This window comes from Streptomyces sp. SAS_270 (genome assembly GCF_052543295.1).
The window spans coordinates 35,026-52,910 of record NZ_JBMNDS010000071.1; the positions used below are offsets into that span (position 1 = coordinate 35,026).

Annotated in this window: 15 protein-coding genes; 11 read left to right on the plus strand and 4 right to left on the minus strand. The window is 69.0% G+C overall.

Annotated elements, in window-relative coordinates; all coding sequences use genetic code 11:
* Positions 1–97 precede the first annotated feature (97 nt).
* Entirely contained in the window at positions 98–2,389 is a 2,292-nt protein-coding gene (locus ACN6LB_RS34645; protein WP_445029298.1) for a (Fe-S)-binding protein, read from the minus strand.
* Between the two features lie 259 nt (positions 2,390–2,648).
* Here ACN6LB_RS34645 and ACN6LB_RS34650 point away from each other — a divergent pair, with 259 nt between their 5' ends.
* The 5 genes from ACN6LB_RS34650 (at position 2,649) to ACN6LB_RS34670 (ending at position 7,969) form a co-directional block, all read left to right on the plus strand.
* Positions 2,649–3,668: an MraY family glycosyltransferase gene (locus ACN6LB_RS34650; protein WP_445029299.1), complete on the plus strand. Its 1,020-nt coding sequence runs from the start codon at positions 2,649–2,651 to the stop codon at positions 3,666–3,668.
* 107 nt (positions 3,669–3,775) lie between these two features.
* Positions 3,776–5,623, plus strand: coding sequence for a molecular chaperone DnaK (gene dnaK / locus ACN6LB_RS34655; protein ID WP_356134882.1), 1,848 nt, complete (start codon positions 3,776–3,778; stop codon positions 5,621–5,623).
* On the plus strand, positions 5,620–6,288 hold the full coding sequence (gene grpE, locus ACN6LB_RS34660) for a nucleotide exchange factor GrpE (RefSeq protein WP_356134880.1): 669 nt from the start codon (positions 5,620–5,622) through the stop codon (positions 6,286–6,288). The genes dnaK and grpE overlap by 4 nt, the downstream gene beginning before the upstream one ends.
* Positions 6,289–6,324: 36 nt before the next feature.
* Positions 6,325–7,512, plus strand: a complete 1,188-nt coding sequence (dnaJ, locus tag ACN6LB_RS34665) for a molecular chaperone DnaJ (protein WP_445029300.1) — start codon at positions 6,325–6,327, stop codon at positions 7,510–7,512.
* Positions 7,513–7,516: 4 nt separating this feature from the next.
* Positions 7,517–7,969, plus strand: coding sequence for a heat shock protein transcriptional repressor HspR (locus tag ACN6LB_RS34670; protein WP_356134878.1), 453 nt, complete (start codon positions 7,517–7,519; stop codon positions 7,967–7,969).
* 77 nt (positions 7,970–8,046) lie between these two features.
* Here the strand turns inward: ACN6LB_RS34670 and ACN6LB_RS34675 are convergent, their stop codons facing one another.
* Positions 8,047–9,744 carry a fibronectin type III domain-containing protein gene (locus ACN6LB_RS34675; protein ID WP_445029301.1) on the minus strand — a complete coding sequence of 566 codons (1,698 nt, stop codon included), beginning with the start codon at positions 9,742–9,744 and terminating at the stop codon, positions 8,047–8,049.
* Between the two features lie 318 nt (positions 9,745–10,062).
* On the opposite strand from ACN6LB_RS34675, the gene ACN6LB_RS34680 reads away from it, so the two are divergent.
* The 4 genes from ACN6LB_RS34680 to ACN6LB_RS34695 all read left to right on the plus strand — a co-directional run bounded on the left by ACN6LB_RS34680 (position 10,063) and on the right by ACN6LB_RS34695 (position 15,096).
* On the plus strand, positions 10,063–11,172 hold the full coding sequence (locus ACN6LB_RS34680; protein WP_445029305.1) for a sugar ABC transporter substrate-binding protein: 1,110 nt from the start codon (positions 10,063–10,065) through the stop codon (positions 11,170–11,172).
* 336 nt (positions 11,173–11,508) lie between these two features.
* Complete coding sequence (locus ACN6LB_RS34685) at positions 11,509–12,987, plus strand: hypothetical protein (RefSeq protein WP_445029302.1); 1,479 nt, start codon at positions 11,509–11,511, stop codon at positions 12,985–12,987.
* Positions 12,988–13,067: 80 nt separating this feature from the next.
* Positions 13,068–13,574 carry a hypothetical protein gene (locus ACN6LB_RS34690; RefSeq protein WP_445029303.1) on the plus strand — a complete coding sequence of 169 codons (507 nt, stop codon included), beginning with the start codon at positions 13,068–13,070 and terminating at the stop codon, positions 13,572–13,574.
* Between the two features lie 478 nt (positions 13,575–14,052).
* Positions 14,053–15,096 (plus strand): helix-turn-helix transcriptional regulator, encoded by a 1,044-nt coding sequence (locus ACN6LB_RS34695; protein WP_356134870.1) that lies wholly within the window; start codon positions 14,053–14,055, stop codon positions 15,094–15,096.
* On the opposite strand, the gene ACN6LB_RS34700 is transcribed toward ACN6LB_RS34695, so the two are convergent.
* Entirely contained in the window at positions 15,050–16,033 is a 984-nt protein-coding gene (locus ACN6LB_RS34700; protein WP_445029304.1) for a helix-turn-helix transcriptional regulator, read from the minus strand. The two genes, ACN6LB_RS34695 and ACN6LB_RS34700, sit on opposite strands and share 47 nt — an antisense overlap.
* The gene (locus ACN6LB_RS34705; protein WP_356134864.1) at positions 16,030–17,040 is read right to left on the minus strand and encodes a helix-turn-helix transcriptional regulator; all 1,011 of its coding nucleotides are present in this window, start codon (positions 17,038–17,040) and stop codon (positions 16,030–16,032) included. The genes ACN6LB_RS34700 and ACN6LB_RS34705 overlap by 4 nt, the downstream gene beginning before the upstream one ends.
* A 112-nt stretch (positions 17,041–17,152) precedes the next feature.
* On the opposite strand from ACN6LB_RS34705, the gene ACN6LB_RS34710 reads away from it, so the two are divergent.
* On the plus strand, positions 17,153–17,422 hold the full coding sequence (locus tag ACN6LB_RS34710; protein ID WP_356134862.1) for a hypothetical protein: 270 nt from the start codon (positions 17,153–17,155) through the stop codon (positions 17,420–17,422).
* Positions 17,419–17,754 (plus strand): hypothetical protein, encoded by a 336-nt coding sequence (locus ACN6LB_RS34715; RefSeq protein ID WP_356134859.1) that lies wholly within the window; start codon positions 17,419–17,421, stop codon positions 17,752–17,754. The genes ACN6LB_RS34710 and ACN6LB_RS34715 overlap by 4 nt, the downstream gene beginning before the upstream one ends.
* The last annotated feature ends 131 nt before the right edge of the window (positions 17,755–17,885 follow it).

Here is a 17,885-nt window from a genome sequence, read left to right on the forward strand (position 1 = left end):
GGCAATGATGCACGCGTTCGACATACGACGACACCCCCGGGCCCGGACCGGGCCTGGGGGTGTCGACTGCAGGGAACTGTCCGAAACGGAGGGGCGGTTACTTCACCGGCTCCGGCTCGGGCGCGCTCTCCGACTCGGTCTCGCCCGCCGGGGGTTCGTCGTCGGCCGGCGTCTTCACCGAGTCGAGCAGCAGCTGCGCTACGTCGACGACCTGGACGGACTCCTTCGCCTTGCCGTCGTTCTTCTTGCCGTTGACCGAGTCGGTCAGCATGACGAGGCAGAACGGGCAGGCGGTGGAGACGATGTCGGGGTTCAGCGACAGCGCTTCGTCGACGCGCTCGTTGTTGATGCGCTTGCCGATGCGCTCCTCCATCCACATCCGCGCACCGCCGGCGCCGCAGCAGAAGCCGCGCTCCTTGTGGCGGTGCATCTCCTGCTGGCGCAGGCCCGGGACGGCGGACATGATCTCGCGCGGCGGCGTGTAGATCTTGTTGTGGCGGCCCAGGTAGCAGGGGTCGTGGTAGGTGATCAGACCCTCGACCGGGGTCACCGGCAGCAGCTTTCCCTCGTCGATGAGGTGCTGGAGCAGCTGGGTGTGGTGGATGACCTCGTAGTCGCCGCCGAGCTGCGGGTACTCGTTGCCGATGGTGTTGAGGCAGTGCGGGCAGGTGGCGACGATCTTCTTCGCCGACCTCGGCTTCTTCGAGTCCGCGGTGACGTTGCCCTCGTCGTCCGTCTCCTCGCCGAAGGCCATGTTCAGCGCGGCCACGTTCTCCATGCCGAGCTCCTGGAACAGGGGCTCGTTGCCGAGACGGCGCGGGGAGTCACCCGTGCACTTCTCGTCGCCGCCCATGATCGCGAACTTGACGCCCGCGATGTGGAGGAGTTCGGCGAAGGCCTTCGTGGTCTTCTTCGCGCGGTCCTCCAGGGCGCCGGCGCAGCCGACCCAGTACAGGTACTCGACCTCGGAGAGGTCCTCGATGTCGCGGCCGACGACCGGGATCTCGAAGTCGACCTCCTTCGTCCACTCCAGGCGCTGCTTCTTGGCAAGACCCCAGGGGTTGCCCTTCTTCTCCAGGTTCTTGAGCATCGTGCCCGCCTCGGAGGGGAACGCGCTCTCGATCATCACCTGGTAGCGGCGCATGTCGACGATGTGGTCGATGTGCTCGATGTCGACAGGGCACTGCTCGACGCAGGCGCCGCAGGTGGTGCAGGACCACAGGACGTCCGGGTCGATGACGCCGTTCTCTTCGAGGGTGCCGATGAGGGGGCGCTCGGCCTCGGCGAGGGCGGCGGCGGGAACGTCCTTGAGCTGCTCCTCCGACGCCTTCTCGTTGCCTTCCATGTCCTTGCCGCCACCGGCCAGCAGGTACGGCGCCTTGGCGTGCGCGTGGTCCCGCAGCGACATGATCAGCAGCTTCGGCGAGAGCGGCTTGCCGGTGTTCCAGGCGGGGCACTGCGACTGGCAGCGGCCGCACTCGGTGCAGGTGGAGAAGTCCAGCAGGCCCTTCCAGGAGAACTGCTCGACCTGGGAGACACCGAAGACGTCGTCCTCGCCGGGGTCGGTGAAGTCGATGGCCTTGCCGCCCGACGTCATCGGCTGGAGCGCGCCGAGGGCCGTGCCGCCGGTCGCGTTCCGCTTGAACCAGATGTTCGGGAAGGCGAGGAAGCGGTGCCAGGCCACACCCATGTTGGTGTTCAGCGAGACCACGATCATCCAGATGAACGAGGTGCCGATCTTGACCATCGCGACCAGGTACACCAGGTTCTGCAGCGCCGACACGCTCAGGCCCTTGAAGGCCAGGACCAGCGGGTACGAGGCGAAGTACCCGGCCTCGTAGCCCTCCACGTGGTGGAGCGCACCCTCCAGGCCGCGCAGCACGTAGATGGCGAGACCGATGGTGAGGATGACGTACTCGACGAAGTACGCCTGACCGGCCTTGGAGCCCGCGAACCGGGACTTGCGGCCGGCCCGGGAGGGCAGGCTCAGCAGCCGGATCACCATGAGCACCGCGATGCCCAGGATCGTCATCACGCCGATGAACTCGATGTACAGCTCGAACGGCAGGAAGTCGCCGACGAACGGCAGCACCCAGTCAGCCTTGAAGAGCTGCCCGAAGGCCTGGGCGAGGGTCGGCGGCAGCGTCAGGAAGCCGACGGCCACGAACCAGTGGGCGAAGCCGACGATGCCCCACCGGTTCATCCGGGTGTGGCCGAGGAACTCCCTCACCAGCGTCACGCTGCGCTGGTAGGGGTTGTCGGTGCGGGCGCCGGCGGGCAGGCGCTGGCCGAGCTTGAAGTACCGGACGAACTGGCCGATGGCGCGTGCGAGCAGCGCAACGCCGACCACGGTCAGAACCAGCGACACGATGATCGCGGCGAGTTGCATTTGGGGGCTCCTCGGGCCTGCGAGGCGGGGCTTTGTGGTGGGCTCAGCAGTCTATTACTAAGCGGTAACTTATGCAGTCCGTCTGAGACTACCCATATCTTCTGCCGCACTGTAGCCAGGGGCGCGGTGATCTGTGTCGCTGAGGTTCCCCTGAGTGGGGCGCGTCCCTTCCGGGCCCGAGGCGGGTCGCTCACCGGGGCCGTAAAACCAGATCGTGTTATTCACGCAATATTGTGACATTCGCGAATAAGTTGGCGCTGTGTTGTACGGAATCGCCGCCGCCACCGCCGCCCTCTTCCTCACCGCCGTGCTCGCCGCGCTGCTGCGGTCGCTCGCGCTGCGCCTGGGGCCGCGACTGGGGCCGCGTCTCGGGCCGGGCTTCGGGCTTGTCGAGCGGCGGCGGCTGCGGCGGGTGCCGTTGCTCGGTGGCCTCGCCGTCGTCGCCGGGACGGGCATCGTGGCCGGCGCCGGTGACTGGAGCGGGGTGGCTCCGCTCGGGGCCGACGGAGGCGGGCTGCTGCTCGCCGGGATCGCCGTCGGCGCGCTCGGGCTGGTCACGGATGTGCGGGCGGTGCCTCTTGCGGTACGGCTGCTCGTGGTGGCCGGGGCCGCGGCCTGGACCGTGCCGTACGGCGAACTCGGGCCCGCGCTCGCGGTGCCGGCCGTCGGCTGGATCGTCTTCGTCACCTTCGCCTTCGCCTCGCTCGACCATGCCGACGGTGTCATGGGGACCGTCGCCGTGGTGACCGCCTTCGCGCTGAGCGGGTGCGCGGCCGCCGAGATGATGGACGGTCTCGCGGCGCTGCTGAGCGTGCTGGCCGCCGCGCTCACCGGGTTCCTGATGCAGAACTGGCCGCCGGCCCGGATCGTGTCCGGCCGCTGCGGTGCTCTGTTCACCGGGTTCGTCCTGGCCTCGGCGGCGGTGCTGGTGCACACGGGGCGGGGGGCCGGGGTGAGCGCGGGGGCGCTGTTCGCGCTGACGGCCGTGGCGAGTGTCGATGTCGTCCTGGTGCTGGTGGCCCGGCGCCGCGGCGGGCATCTGGCGCACCGGCTGCGGCGTTTGGGGCTGACGTCCCGGGGTGCGACGGTGGTCGTGGGGGTCGCTTCCTTCGCCGGAGCCTTCGTCGGGCTGATGATCCATCTGGGCTGGCTGGAAGCGACGGCAGCGCTCTGGGTGGCGGGTGGGGCGGCCCTGGTCGTCCTCGGACTGTCACTCGTACCGGGGGTGCGGGCGGTTGACGCCCGGAGAAACCCCAGGTCAGCGCCTACTTGCGTGTAAGGAACGGATAAGAGTTGAGCCCCCACGACTCAGCTCTGTTGACCGGGCGCCGGGTGTCGTGCACACTTGAGCCAGATCCACTCAAGTAGGCAGCTGGAGGAATTGAAATGGCACGTGCGGTCGGCATCGACCTGGGCACGACTAACTCCGTCGTCAGCGTTCTTGAAGGCGGCGAGCCCACCGTCATCACCAACGCAGAGGGCGCCAGGACCACGCCGTCCGTCGTCGCCTTCGCCAAGAACGGTGAGGTGCTCGTCGGCGAGGTGGCCAAGCGTCAGGCGGTCACCAACGTGGACCGGACCATTCGGTCCGTGAAGCGTCACATGGGTACGGACTGGAAGATCGAGCTCGACGGGAAGAACTTCAACCCGCAGCAGATGAGCGCGTTCATCCTGCAGAAGCTCAAGCGTGACGCGGAGGCGTACCTCGGTGAGAAGGTGACCGACGCGGTCATCACCGTCCCGGCGTACTTCAACGACTCCGAGCGTCAGGCGACGAAGGAGGCCGGTGAGATCGCGGGCCTCAACGTCCTGCGCATCGTCAACGAGCCGACCGCCGCCGCGCTGGCCTACGGCCTCGACAAGGACGACCAGACGATCCTCGTCTTCGACCTCGGTGGCGGCACCTTCGACGTGTCCCTCCTGGAGATCGGCGACGGCGTCGTCGAGGTGAAGGCCACCAACGGTGACAACCACCTCGGTGGTGACGACTGGGACCAGCGCGTCGTCGACTACCTGGTGAAGCAGTTCCAGTCCGGCCACGGCGTGGACCTGTCCAAGGACAAGATGGCCCTCCAGCGCCTCCGCGAGGCCGCCGAGAAGGCCAAGATCGAGCTGTCCTCCTCCACCGAGACCTCGATCAACCTGCCCTACATCACGGCGTCCGCCGAGGGCCCGCTGCACCTGGACGAGAAGCTCACGCGCGCTCAGTTCCAGCAGCTGACGGCCGACCTTCTGGAGCGCTGCAAGACGCCGTTCCACAACGTCATCAAGGACGCCGGCATCAACCTCTCCGAGATCGACCACGTCGTTCTCGTCGGTGGTTCGACGCGTATGCCCGCCGTCGCCGAGCTCGTCAAGGAGCTGACCGGCGGCCAGGACGCCAACAAGGGCGTCAACCCGGACGAGGTCGTGGCCATCGGTGCCGCGCTCCAGGCCGGTGTCCTCAAGGGTGAGGTCAAGGACGTCCTGCTCCTCGACGTGACCCCGCTGTCCCTCGGTATCGAGACCAAGGGAGGGATCATGACCAAGCTCATCGAGCGCAACACCACGATCCCGACCAAGCGGTCCGAGATCTTCACCACCGCCGAGGACAACCAGCCCTCCGTGCAGATCCAGGTCTACCAGGGCGAGCGCGAGATCGCGGCGTACAACAAGAAGCTCGGGATGTTCGAGCTGACCGGTCTGCCGCCGGCCCCGCGCGGTGTCCCGCAGATCGAGGTCGCCTTCGACATCGACGCCAACGGCATCATGCACGTGACCGCGAAGGACCTCGGCACGGGCAAGGAGCAGAAGATGACCGTCACCGGCGGCTCCTCGCTGCCGAAGGACGAGGTCGACCGCATGCGCCAGGAGGCCGAGCAGTACGCGGACGAGGACCACCGTCGCCGCGAGGCCGCCGAGGCCCGCAACCAGGGCGAGCAGCTCGTCTACCAGACGGAGAAGTTCCTCAAGGACAACGAGGACAAGGTCCCCGGCGACGTCAAGACCGAGGTCGAGGCGTCCGTCGAGGAGCTGAAGGCCGCGCTCAAGGGCGAGGACACCGCTGAGATCCGTACGGCCACCGAGAAGGTCGCCGCCGTCTCGCAGAAGCTGGGTCAGGCCCTCTACGCCGACGCGCAGGCCGCGCAGGCCGCCGGTGGTGCCGAGGCCCCGCAGGGCGAGGCCAAGGCCGCTGACGACGACGTCGTCGACGCCGAGATCGTCGACGAGGACCGTAAGGACGGTGCCGCGTGACGGAGGAGACCCCGGGTTTCGACGAGAAGCCTGACGTCCCTTCCGGCGCCACCCCCGAAGACGCCGAGCCGAAGGCCGCCTCCCCCTCTTCGGAGGAGGGGGCGGCCCCGGCCGGGGACGCATCGGCAGCCGCTCAGGCGGCCGGTCTGACGGCCCAGCTGGACCAGGTGCGTACGGCGCTCGGCGAGCGCACGGCGGACCTCCAGCGGCTCCAGGCCGAGTACCAGAACTACCGCCGCCGGGTCGAGCGCGACCGGATCGCGGTCAAGGAGATCGCCATCGCGAACCTCCTGACCGAGCTCATGCCCACGCTCGACGACATCGGCCGCGCGCGCGAACACGGCGAACTGGTCGGCGGCTTCAAGTCGGTGGCCGAGTCGCTGGAGACCGTCGCGGCGAAGATGGGCCTGCAGCAGTTCGGCAAGGAGGGCGAGCCCTTCGACCCGACGATCCACGAGGCCCTGATGCACTCGTACGCGCCGGACGTCACCGAGACGACGTGCGTGGCGATTCTGCAGCCCGGGTATCGGATCGGCGAGCGCACCATCCGCCCCGCGCGGGTGGCCGTGGCCGAACCCCAGCCCGGTGCGCAGCCGGTCAAGGCCGAGGACGCCGCGGCCGAGGCTGCCGACGAGAAGGAGAACGGTGGCCCGGACGAGGGCTGACGTTGAAGAACGCGTGAGGAAGGAGGGACGTCGGGGATGAGCACCAAGGACTTCATCGAGAAGGACTTCTACAAGGTCCTCGGCGTCCCCAAGGACGCCACCGAGGCCGAGATCAAGAAGGCGTACCGGAAGCTCGCCCGCGAGTTCCACCCGGACGCCAACAAGGGCAACGCCAAGGCCGAGGAGCGCTTCAAGGAGATCTCCGAGGCGAACGACGTCCTGGGTGACGCCAAGAAGCGCAAGGAGTACGACGAGGCCCGCGCCCTCTTCGGCAACGGCGGCTTCCGCCCCGGCCCGGGCGCCGGCGGCGGCTCCTTCAACTTCGACCTGGGTGACCTCTTCGGAGGCGGCGCCCAGACAGGCACGTCCCAGGGCGGCTTCGGCGGCGGTATCGGGGACGTCTTCGGGGGCCTGTTCAACCGGAGCGGTGCGGGCGCCGGCACGGGCACGCGGACACAGCCCCGGCGCGGCCAGGACATCGACACCGAGGTCACCCTCAGCTTCACGGAGGCGGTGGACGGCGCGACCGTCCCGCTCCGCATGACCTCACAGGCACCCTGCAAGGCCTGCTCGGGCACCGGCGACGCCAACGGCACACCGCGCGTGTGCCCGACGTGCGTCGGCACCGGCCAGGTCGCTCGGGGCTCGGGCGGCGGGTTCTCGCTCACCGACCCCTGCCCCGACTGCAAGGGCCGCGGCCTGATCGCGGAGAACCCCTGCGAGATCTGCAGCGGCTCGGGCCGTGCCAAGTCCTCCCGGACCATGCAGGTGCGCATCCCCGCGGGTGTCTCCGACGGCCAGCGCATCCGCCTTCGCGGCAAGGGAGCACCGGGTGAACGGGGCGGTCCGGCGGGCGACCTGTACGTCACCGTGCACGTCCACGCGCACCCGGTCTTCGGCCGCAAGGGCGACAACCTGACGGTGACCGTCCCGGTGACCTTCACCGAGGCGGCACTCGGCGGCGAGGTGCGGGTCCCCACCCTGGGCGGCCCGCCGGTCACCCTGAAGCTGCCGCCGGGCACGCCCAACGGGCGCACGATGCGCGCCCGTGGCAAGGGCGCGCTGCGCAAGGACGGCACCCGTGGTGACCTCCTGGTCACCGTCGAGGTGACGGTTCCGCAGGATGTGTCGGGCAAGGCTCGTGACGCCCTTGAGGCGTATCGCGAGGCAACCGCGGGCGAGGACCCGCGGGCGGAGCTGTTCCAGGCCGCGAAGGGAGCATGAGCAGATGGACGGCCGTCGTCGCAACCCCTACGAACTGACCGAGGAAACCCCGGTCTACGTCATCTCGGTGGCGGCCCAGCTGTCCGGCCTGCACCCGCAGACACTCCGCCAGTACGACCGCCTCGGCCTGGTCTCCCCCGACCGCACCGCAGGGCGGGGCCGCCGCTACTCGGCCCGCGACATCGAACTGCTGCGCACCGTCCAGCAGTTGTCGCAGGACGAGGGCATCAACCTCGCCGGCATCAAGCGCATCATCGAGCTGGAGAACCAGGTCGCCGCGCTGCAGGCCCGCGTGGCGGAGCTGTCGTCCGCCGTCGAGGGCGCCGCCGCCGCCATGCAGCAGCGCGAGGCCGCCGTCCACGCCTCCTACCGCCGCGACCTCGTCCCGTACCAGGAGGTCCAGCAGACGAGCGCGCTGGTGGTGTGGCGGCCGAAGCGGCAGCAGTCGTCCGACTGACGTGCACGCGTGAGAAGGGGCCGGGAGGTTCGTCCGAACCTCCCGGCCCCTTCGTCGTGTGGACGCGTTTCGTGGGTTCACGCGCCCGGTTCGGTGACCGTGACGTACGAGAACTCCTCACCGGTGCCGAATCGGGAGTTGCCGTACTCGTCCACGGCGATCACGGCCCATCGCACGGTCTCGCCCTGCGGCTCGTAGATCTCATGGTAGAAGCCCAGGATCTTCTCGTCCTCCTCGCCCTGGTAGGTCTCGCCCCAACGCTCGTATTCCCAGACCCCGTTGACGAGAGCCCCGCGATAGGCGTCGTAGTGGTCGACGTCGCTGTCGGGGCTGCGCTGCCACTCCAGGGCGATCTCGTCGCCTTCCATGGCGCCGGTCAGTCCGGTGACGGGAGGCGGGGCGAGCCCGGTCGCCGGAGCGGTGCCTGTGGCAGGTGCCGACGCGACCGACTCATTTCCCACCCTGTCCACGGCGGTCACCGTGTACGCGTACGTGGTGCCCTGCAGCACGGTGGTGTCGGTGAAGGCGGTCTGCGTGGCGCGGACCTCGTCCACGAGCCGCCCCTTGCGGTAGATCCGGTAGCGCACCAGGTCCTGCGTGATGGGAGTCGTCGGGGCCTTCCATGTGAGTGTGACGCCGGTGGCCGCCGTAGCGGCCGTCACACCCGTGGGTGCGGAGGGTGCGTGGTCGGCGCGGCTCACGTGGGCGGGTGCCGACATCGTGGACCGATTGCCGGCGCTGTCGGCCGAGGTGACCCAGTAGGTGTAGTACAGGTTCTCCTTGGCCGTGGCATCAGTCCAGGAGGTGGTGGTGGCCGTCATCACCTGCAGGGTGGGATTGTCGCCGCCATCGTCCTCCCAGCGGCGGTACACGGTGTAACTCGCCGCTCCCGGCACGGCTTTCCAGGCCAGCGCGATCCCGGGCTGCCCGTCGACGGCGGTGAGCCCGGAGGGGACCTGAGGAGGGGTCTTGTCGGCGGTCGTGACCGGCTGGTCGGTGCTGCCGGCCGACTCGTTGCCCGCCTTGTCGACGGCGCGGACCTCGTAGTAGTACGTCGCGCCCGTCGCGGGCGGGGTGTTGATGTACGAGGTGGTCGCGGCCGTCGTAGTGGTCAGCTTCGTCCAGGTGCTGCTGCCCTTGAGACGGCGGTATACGCGGTAGCCGGCGAGATCCATCTCCTTGTTCCGCGACCACTTGACGGTCGCCTTCAGCGTGTCGCCGTCGTATGAGCTCGATGCGCCGCTCGGGGCGAGAGGCTTGACCCTGTCGACGTCTGCGGAGGTGCGGGGCACATAGTCGACCTCGACGTTCGCCGAGCCCGTCCAGTTGACGTAGTCGACGCGGAGGGTGTGCCTGCCGGCGGGGACGGTGATGTTGACCGTCTTCGTGACCGTGGAGGAGACGTTCTTCCAGAGGTCGACCTTGCGGGTGCCGTCGAGGTAGACGCGGAGGCCGTCCTGGGTCGCGACGGGGAGGGCGAAGGGGCCGCCGGAGCCGAAGTCGCGGGTGACGGTCCAGCGAACGCCGAAGTTGTTCGACGGGAGGCCGGAGGCGGGGGCGCCGGTGCCCCAGTTCTGGTCGATCGTGCTGTCGCAGTCGGTCTTCTTCGGCGTACCGGAAAAGCTGGTGTTCGCGAAGAACTGCCGCTTGTAGACCGGGGAGGTACAGGTCACGGCGGCGGACGCGGGGGCGGCCGTGAGGCCGAGGAGGGTGCCCGCGGTGGAGAGCACGACGGTGGTGGCGACCGCGGCCGTCGTGCGTCTGGCTGGGTTCATGCGTTCCTTCAGTCCGGATCGTCAACGGCAGGGGAGAACCGTTGACGATCACGACTCGCAAGGCGGGGAGTTGGTTGTACGCGCAGGTGAGGAAGTACGCCGCGACGGTGGGCGTCCCAAATGGTGGAGGTGGCGAAACGGAGTGGCGGGCTCCCTGCGACACTGTCTTCACGCGGGAAACACAGAACGCTGTTGCCATCTCGTTAAGTGGTTACTCCTTGACGCTGCGGTGAACGCCGCGTTGGCTTTCAGCCACCTGGGTCGCAATACTGCGCCCTCGTCCGGAAGGCACGTGATGTGAACACTCGTAACACCCGTATGCGTCGTACGGCCATAGCCCTGGCCGGCTCCGCCGCGGCCCTCTCGCTCTCCGCCTGTGGTGTGGTGGACGGGATCGGCGGTGGCAGCAGCTCGGCGAGCCCGAAGAAGGGCAACGACATCACGGTGGGGCTGCTCCTTCCGGAGAAGGAGAACTCGCGTTACGAGAAGTTCGACTATCCGATCATCAAGCAGCAGGTGGCCGAGCTCACTCACAAAAAGGGCAAGGTCGACTACGTCAACGCCGAGCAGGACGCGGACAAGCAGAGCGCCCAGCTCCAGCAGATGATCACCGACAAGGTCGACGTGATCCTCCTGGACGCGGTGGACTCCAAGGCGATCGCGGGCGACGTGAAGAAGGCGAAGGACGCGGGCATCCCCGTCATCGCCTACGACCGTCTGGCGCAGGGACCGATCGACGCGTACATCTCGTTCGACAACGAGCTCGTGGGCCAGGTGCAGGGCAGGGCCATTCTCGAGGCGCTGGGGACCGACGCAGAGTCCAAGAAGATCGTGATGATGAACGGGTCGGTCACCGACCCGAACGCCGCCCAGTTCAAGGAGGGCGCGCTCTCCGAGCTCAAGGGCAAGGTGAACATCGCCGAGTCCTACGACACCAAGGACTGGAAGCCGGAGAACGCCAAGACCAACATGCAGGAGGCGATCTCCAAGATCGGCCTGGACAAGATCGCGGCCGTCTACTCCGCCAACGACGGCATGGCGGGCGCCGTCATCGACGCCCTGAAGACCGCGGGCGTCAGCAAGGTCCCGCCGGTCACCGGGCAGGACGCGGAGCTGGACGCGGTGCAGCGTGTCGTCGCGGGCGACCAGTACATGAGCGTCTACAAGTCGTACCCGCAGGAGGCGTCCGCCGCCGCCGAGATGGCCGTCGCGAAGGTCCAGGGCCGCGGCATCGAGTTCGACGCCCTCACCCGCGACAAGACGGACAGCCCGACCGACAAGGCCATCCCGTCCCAGATGGTCCCCGTGATCGCCCTCACGAAGGACAACATCGCCGACACGGTCGTCGACGACGGCATCTACACGGTCAAAGAGATCTGCACGGCCAAGTACAAGGCGGCCTGCTCGACCATCACGGGCCTGAAGTAGCCCTGCGGGCCCTTTCCCGGGCCCCCGCCTCCGCAGACCCCCACCCCCGCCCTTCCGCATCCGGGGTGGGGGTCTGCGCGTTGTGCCGAAGCCGGCGAGTGCGGGGCGGGCCGCCAACAAGTCCTGGTGCGACGCCGGTTGCCGGGGTTTCGGGCGGGCGGCCGGAGCGCGGAGGTCTTGTGGAGATGGCCACATTTCCAGGGGGGAGAAGGGGGCAATCCCTGCCGATCAGGTCAACGGCTGGTCAAGGCAGGGTTGTTGATCGTCTATGGTGACCGGCTGCAACACAATGATCACCGGGGCACCGGGTCACAGGACGACGGGGGATGCGATCCGATGGACGGGACGGACGGGACGGACGGCGGGATACGTCAGCGGGGCCTGCTGCGGGCGCGGAGCGCCGCCGCGGTCAAGGTCGTGGCCGCGGTCACGGGCCTGGTGCTGCTGAGCGCGTGCGGCGGCGGGTCCTTTGACGGGGACGGCACGGACGGCGGGAAGAACGCCGGATCCGGTGGCAGGGCAGCCGCAACCGGCGGCCCCGCCTACAAGGGCCCCGAGCTGCCCGGGTTCGCGAAGAAGGCCGCCTGGAGCCTGCCCCCCACCGAAGGCGGCGGTACGCCCGGCGCGCTGGACCTCGGTGAGACGCTGCTGTTCGCCAAGGACGCGAGCGGGAAGTACGTCGACAACTCCGGTCCGGAGAAGGGGAGCGAGCAGGGCGAGAAGCACTTCCTGCACTCCTCCGACGAACCGGAGAGCCTGACCCTGGAGTTCAGGGACGCGAAGACCGGCGCGGTCACCAAGTCCCTGAAGGTGAAGACCGATTCGGTCACCGCCACGACCTGGCACGACGGCGCCCCGGCGGTCGCGGTCGCCACCTCCTCGACCTCCGCCTCCGACGGGCTGACCGAGGCGAAGAAGACCTCCACGGCCACCCTGTACGACGCGCACGGAGCCAAGTTGGGCAGCAGCCCCGTGCCGCAGGACAAGTACAACAACGACGACCCGCGCCTGCTGACGGAGGGCTACCGCGTCGAGCTCGACGACGACGTCATCCGCCTCGTCCCCATCGACGGCGGCACCACGCGCACCCTCACCTGCACCGGCCAGCTGGCCCAGTGCGAGTTCCACCCGGAGACCGGCACCGCCGACGGCTTCGCCACACACGCCCCGCTGATCAGCGGCCAGTACTACGCGGGCTTCCTGAACGCGACCAACTACGACAACGACCGCGAGCAGATCACCCTGAGCGACCTCGCCACCGGCAAGCAGGTCTGGAGCACCGCCGACGTCGAGGTACCCAAGGGCGTGGCCCTGGACGACGACGGCGAGCGGCAGTCCGGCGCGGTGCGCGTGGTGCGCGTCGCCGACGGCAAGGTTCTCGTCGCGTGGAGTGCGAACGTCACCGCGTCCTCCTGGATCTACGCCTGGTACGACGTGAAGAGCGGCGCCCTGACCGGCTCGTACGAGGCCCCGGAGGACGCCCTCCTCTCGCCCTCCGGCGAACTGGTCGCCAAGGACAGGGAGGAGATCGGGGAGTTCGACGGTACGGCGGTGTGGCAGGTCGCCGACGGCAAGCAGCTCTGGGCGCAGGCGGAGGGCGAAACCGCCCTGGACCCCGTGCGGTTCACGGCGGACGGCTCGGTCCTCTACGGGCTCACGGACGGCGACACGGGCCTCGTCGTCGACGCCCGCACCCGCAAGGTCCTCGTCAAGAGCCTCCCCGAGGACCACATCCCCTTCGTGGACGCGGCCACGGGATACGGCTACCTCAGCACCGAGGACGGCTTCTTCACCTTCGCCCCCTCCGAGTCCTGACCCCGCCTCCTGCCCCCGCCTTCTGTCCCCCTCTTGTCCCTCCCGTCCCCCTTCCTCACCGCCACCCACAGAGGTCCCCTGTGCGTACCCGCATCCCCGCCGCCCTCGCCGCCTCCGCCTGCGCCCTGCTGCTCGCCCTCACCGCCACCGCGTGCGGGAGCGACGACGGGCCTCCTCAGGCCGGCGACCAGCAGGGCGTGGCCGATTTCCTCAAGGACAAGGTCGGTTGCGAGGACATCGACTTCCTCGGCGCCGACGACCTCTCGGAGATCCGGGGCGAGGGGATCAACGGTCTCGACGGCGGCGGGGAGTGCGACCAGGAGAGCGGTGACATCGACTTCCTCCACGTCACCGACATGAAGGTGTTCGCACAGTCCATGGCGTCGCAGGACGGCGACGGCAACTCCCTGCTGATCGGCAAGGACTTCGCGCTCGACGTCGACCGCGACCAGGACGTCGACAAGCTGATCGACGCCGGCCTGTACATCCTCGACTGCGACCCGGGCATGCAGACCCCGGACGGCTACCACCGCGAGGACGTCGCGGCGGGCTGCGTGGCGACCGACTACCGCAAGGACGCCGAGTAGCCGGTCCGCCGACGTCGGCGCGGCATACGCCCGTTGCGCCCCCCAAGACCCGTAAGTCCCCTTGCCGCCCCCTGCCCCCCTGTCTCCCCGTCCCGCATCGGCCAATGCGTACGCGTCAAATACGTCCGCCATGACCTGACGGCAGATGCGCTCCGTAGCGCTCCGGCCACTCGGTGAATTCCGGCCGCTCACGCGGATTCCGCCGGGGCACGACGGTCCCGTACCCGGGGGCGAATTCCGGCCACGGCGGCCCGGGCGGCGCGGCCGCTCGGGAAGCGTGCCCGCCTCGCACCGCACACTTGGGACGCGGCACCTTCATGTGATGGCAAGGGGACGGGCGGAGGCAGGGGCAATTCCGGATGTAAAGGAGGAATTCGGGGCGGCTGAGCTGCGGAGCCGTGTTGCGGAGGCGGGCCAGGCCGCGCATAGTGTCGCTGCGGAAGGCGCTGGAGCCAGGCGTTGGAGCCAGGAGTGGAAGATGGCCGGGCACGGGACGGACACACATCCGCACGGCCCTGACCGGCTGTGCGACGCCGGGGACCGGGTGTATTCCCGCGCGGTACGGCGCGGACGGGTGCCGCGCTCGGACGCCGAAGCGGTGCCCTGTCTGGTCGAGTTGGCGCTGCTGCACCCTGACCCCGACGACATGGACTGGCTGGTGCCGACCTCCCCGCAGGAGGTCATGACCCGGCTGCTGCGCGGGGTCTACGACGAAGTCACCGCCGGTCAGGCGCGGATGAGCGACGCGGTGGCCGCCTTCGAGTGGTACGCCGGGCTGGGCGGACGCGTCCAGGGCCCCGCCGACAGCGTCGCGATCCGAGTCCTCGACGGGCTGGCGCGTATCCGGGTCGCCATGGACGAGGCCACCGAGGCCTGTACGACCGAGGTGCTCACCGTGCAGCCGGGCGGCATCCGCCGCGAGGACGAGCTGTCCGAGGGCCTGCACCGGGCACTGGAGATGCGCCGCCGCGGCGTCCGCATGCGCGACCTGTACACGCATGTCGCCCGGCACGGCCAGGGCCTGCACAACTACATGGAGCTGATGGGGGACGCTGCCGAGGCCCGCACCCTCGACGAGGTCGTGGAGCGGCTCATCCTCTTCGACCGCAAGGTCGCCTTCATCCCCGCCAACGCGGACCGCACGATAGCGCTGGAGCTGCGCCACCCGGCGCTGGTGGACTACCTGGTCACCGTCTTCGAGCGGCTGTGGCGGCTGGCGATCCCGCTGGCCGCCCCGCTCCCCTCGACGGGCATCGAGGGCATCACCCACCGGGAGCGCTCGATCGCGACCCTGCTGGCGGAGGGCCACCAGGACGCCGCCATCGCCGAACGCCTCGGCATCAGTGTCCGCACCTGCCGCGCCCACATCGCCCGGCTGTCCGAGACCCTGGGCGCCGCCAGCCGTACGCAACTGGGCGTCAGGATCGCCCAGGCGGGGCTGGACGGTCCCCTGCGCCCGCCCGATCCGCTGCCCGTCAGCGGTTCTGCTGTTCCTGCTCCAGGATCCCCGACTGCCCGATGAGGTAGCCGAGTTGGGCGCGGCTCTCGCTGCCCAGGCTCGCGGCGAGTTTGGCGATGTGCACGCGCGCCGTACGGACGTTCATCCCGAGGCGGTCGGCTATGACGGTGTCGGTGTGGCCTTCCACGAGGAGGGCGGCGATGGCGATCTGACGCGGTGTGACGCCGTTCAGCGACGGTCGCTGGACGGCCTCGGGGTACATGGGGGTGGCCAGGCGCCACAACCGCTCGAAGGCGGTGGCGAAGTAGTCGAGCAGCGCCGGGTGGCCGACCTCCAGGGCCAGGGTGCGGTCCTTGCTGGCCGGGATGAACGCCACGGTCCGGTCCACGATGAGGAGGCGCTCGGTGACTTCGTCCAGGGTGCGGACCTCTACGTCGCCCTTCAGCAGTTCGTAACGGGCGGTCACCGCGGGGGAGTGGCGGAGCGTGTGCTGATACAGGGTCCGTATGCGGCCGCCGCGGTCCAGCATCGCCTGGTCGCGTTCCAGCGACGCGGCCTGGCTCTCGGTCGTCAGGCCGCTGTGCGGCTGGATGGCGAGGAGCTCCCGGGACGGTGGGGCCATGGCCTCGGTGATGGCCAGGTTGATGCGTTGGCGGCCACTGAGGATGCGGAGCGTCGGGGTGTCCGCCGTCTCCGTGTGACGGCCGTCCAGCCGCATCAGCGGCTCGAATGCCTCGGCCAGCCGCACCTCGCGCTGCCGTTCGCCCGCGATGCGCTCCTCGGAGGTCCGCAGCAGGCGGTGGAGGGCGGCGGCGGGAGCGACGGGCTCCAGCCAGGTCAGATCCTCCACGGCCGGGTGCAGCAGCCCGAAGTCGACGAGGCAGGGTGCTTCGTCGGTGTCCGCACTGCGTACGCGCCCCTCGTGCAGAGCGCGGGCGTACAGGGCCAGGCCTGCCTCGCACAGCTCGTCTACGGCGTGCTCGTGGCCCCGGGTGGTCACCTGTTGCTCTCCGGTATCGGTATGGAGTGACCCTGGTCGAGGATCCCCGACTGCGCTATGAGAAAGCCGAGTTGTGCGCGGCTTCCGCTGCCCAGGGCCGAGGCGAGCTTGGCGATGTGGGCGCGGCAGGTGCGGACGTTCATCCCGAGGCGGCGGGCGATGGCCTCGTCGACGTGGCCGTCGATGAGGAGTTTGGCTATGGAGCGCTGGACGCCCGTGATGCCCTCGGGAGTCGCCTCGTAGGGAACCTCGTCCATCAGGGGTGTCGCCCGCTGCCAGAGCTGTTCGAACACCTTGATCAGGTACTGCACGAGACCGGGGTGGCGGAGTTCCAGGGCCACCTGGCGGTCGTCCTGGGCCGGGATGAAGGCGACGGTCCGGTCGCAGATGATGAGCCGCTCTATGAGCTCTTCGAGTGTGCGGATCTCGACCTTGGCGCCGGCCATCTTGTCCATGTACGCGAAGGTGCTCTGACTGTGCCGGACCGTGTGCTGGTACAGCGTGCGCACGGAGATGCCCCGCTCGATCAGGGGCTGGCTCCGCTTCAGAGCCTGACTCAGGATGTGCTCGGGCCGGCTGCCGCCGGGCTGGATGGTCAGGACCTCGGTGCGAGCCTCCGCTATCGCCACGTCGAGCGTCGCGTTGATACGGCTGACGCCCTCCAGCACGGTGATGGCATGCGTGGTGGCCGGCTTCTGGGCGCTGATGGTCAGGAACGGCTGGAAGGCATCTGTGAGGTCGAGGGTCAGCCTGCGACGGTTCTGGATCTCCTGTTCCAGGGGTTGGAGCTGCTGTGCGAGTACGACGGACGGCGGCACGGGACGCAACCAGTTCGCGTCGTCCGGGTCCGGGTGCAGCAGCGCGAATTCGAGCAGGCAGGGAGCGGGCTCGACCTCGTCGCGGGAGATGCGCCCGGCGCCGAGCGCACTGGCATAGAGGCGCGTACCTTCGGCACACAACTCGCTTATGCCATGAGGATGTGTCGGCTTTGTGCTTTTTGTTGGCAAATCTCCACCCCCCAGGGTCCTGAACGTGCAGGAACATGATGCATCTCTTGTGTGGCATTGACGTGCCTGAATGAGCCATCGTCTTATTTCGCGGGGGAGAGGAAGCCATCAAGTGAGGACGAAGCCGACCATGAAAAAGAGAATGCTTCGCTCGGTGCTTGCTACGGGCGTCGTTGCTGCGGCACTGGCCTTCGGCGCGGCCGGTCCTCTCGACGTCGGCTGGCAGATCACCTCCCACACCGCCGGAAGTGCGGTTGCCCACACCGATGGAACGCAGGATGTCGGCTGGCAGGTCGTCGCACAGGATGTCGGCTGGCAGGTCGTCTCCGGTAGCGGTACGCGAGATGTCGGCTGGCAGGCACCGGCGGACGCGGACGCATGACCATCCCACCCGACGACCGCTCCTTCCGCCGCGAAATGGCCACGGCCTACCGCTCCGGCTGGCACTTCATCGATCTGGCCACCGCCATCCCCCACAGCGGTGACTCATTGATGGTGACCGTGTTCGGAGAACCTGTCGTCGTCACCCGGGATGACGACGACGACGTACGGGCGTACCGGTGTCTGCGACGGCCTCGGGGGGCGCCGCAGCCGGTTCGGTGCGCCATTCGATACGGCATGATCTTTGTGAACCTGGACCAGCGTGACCATCAGCTGGTGGAGCCGGATGCCCCGGACGTACAGACCATCTCAGCCACCCCCCGCAGTGCCTGACGCGATTCCCCCGTCGTAGTAGATCGCGCAGGTACTTCCCCCCGCAGCGGGGGGGGGGGGGGGGGGGGGGGGGGGGGGGGGGGGGGGGGGGGGGGGGGGGGGGGGGGGGGGGGGGGGGGGGGGGGGGGGGG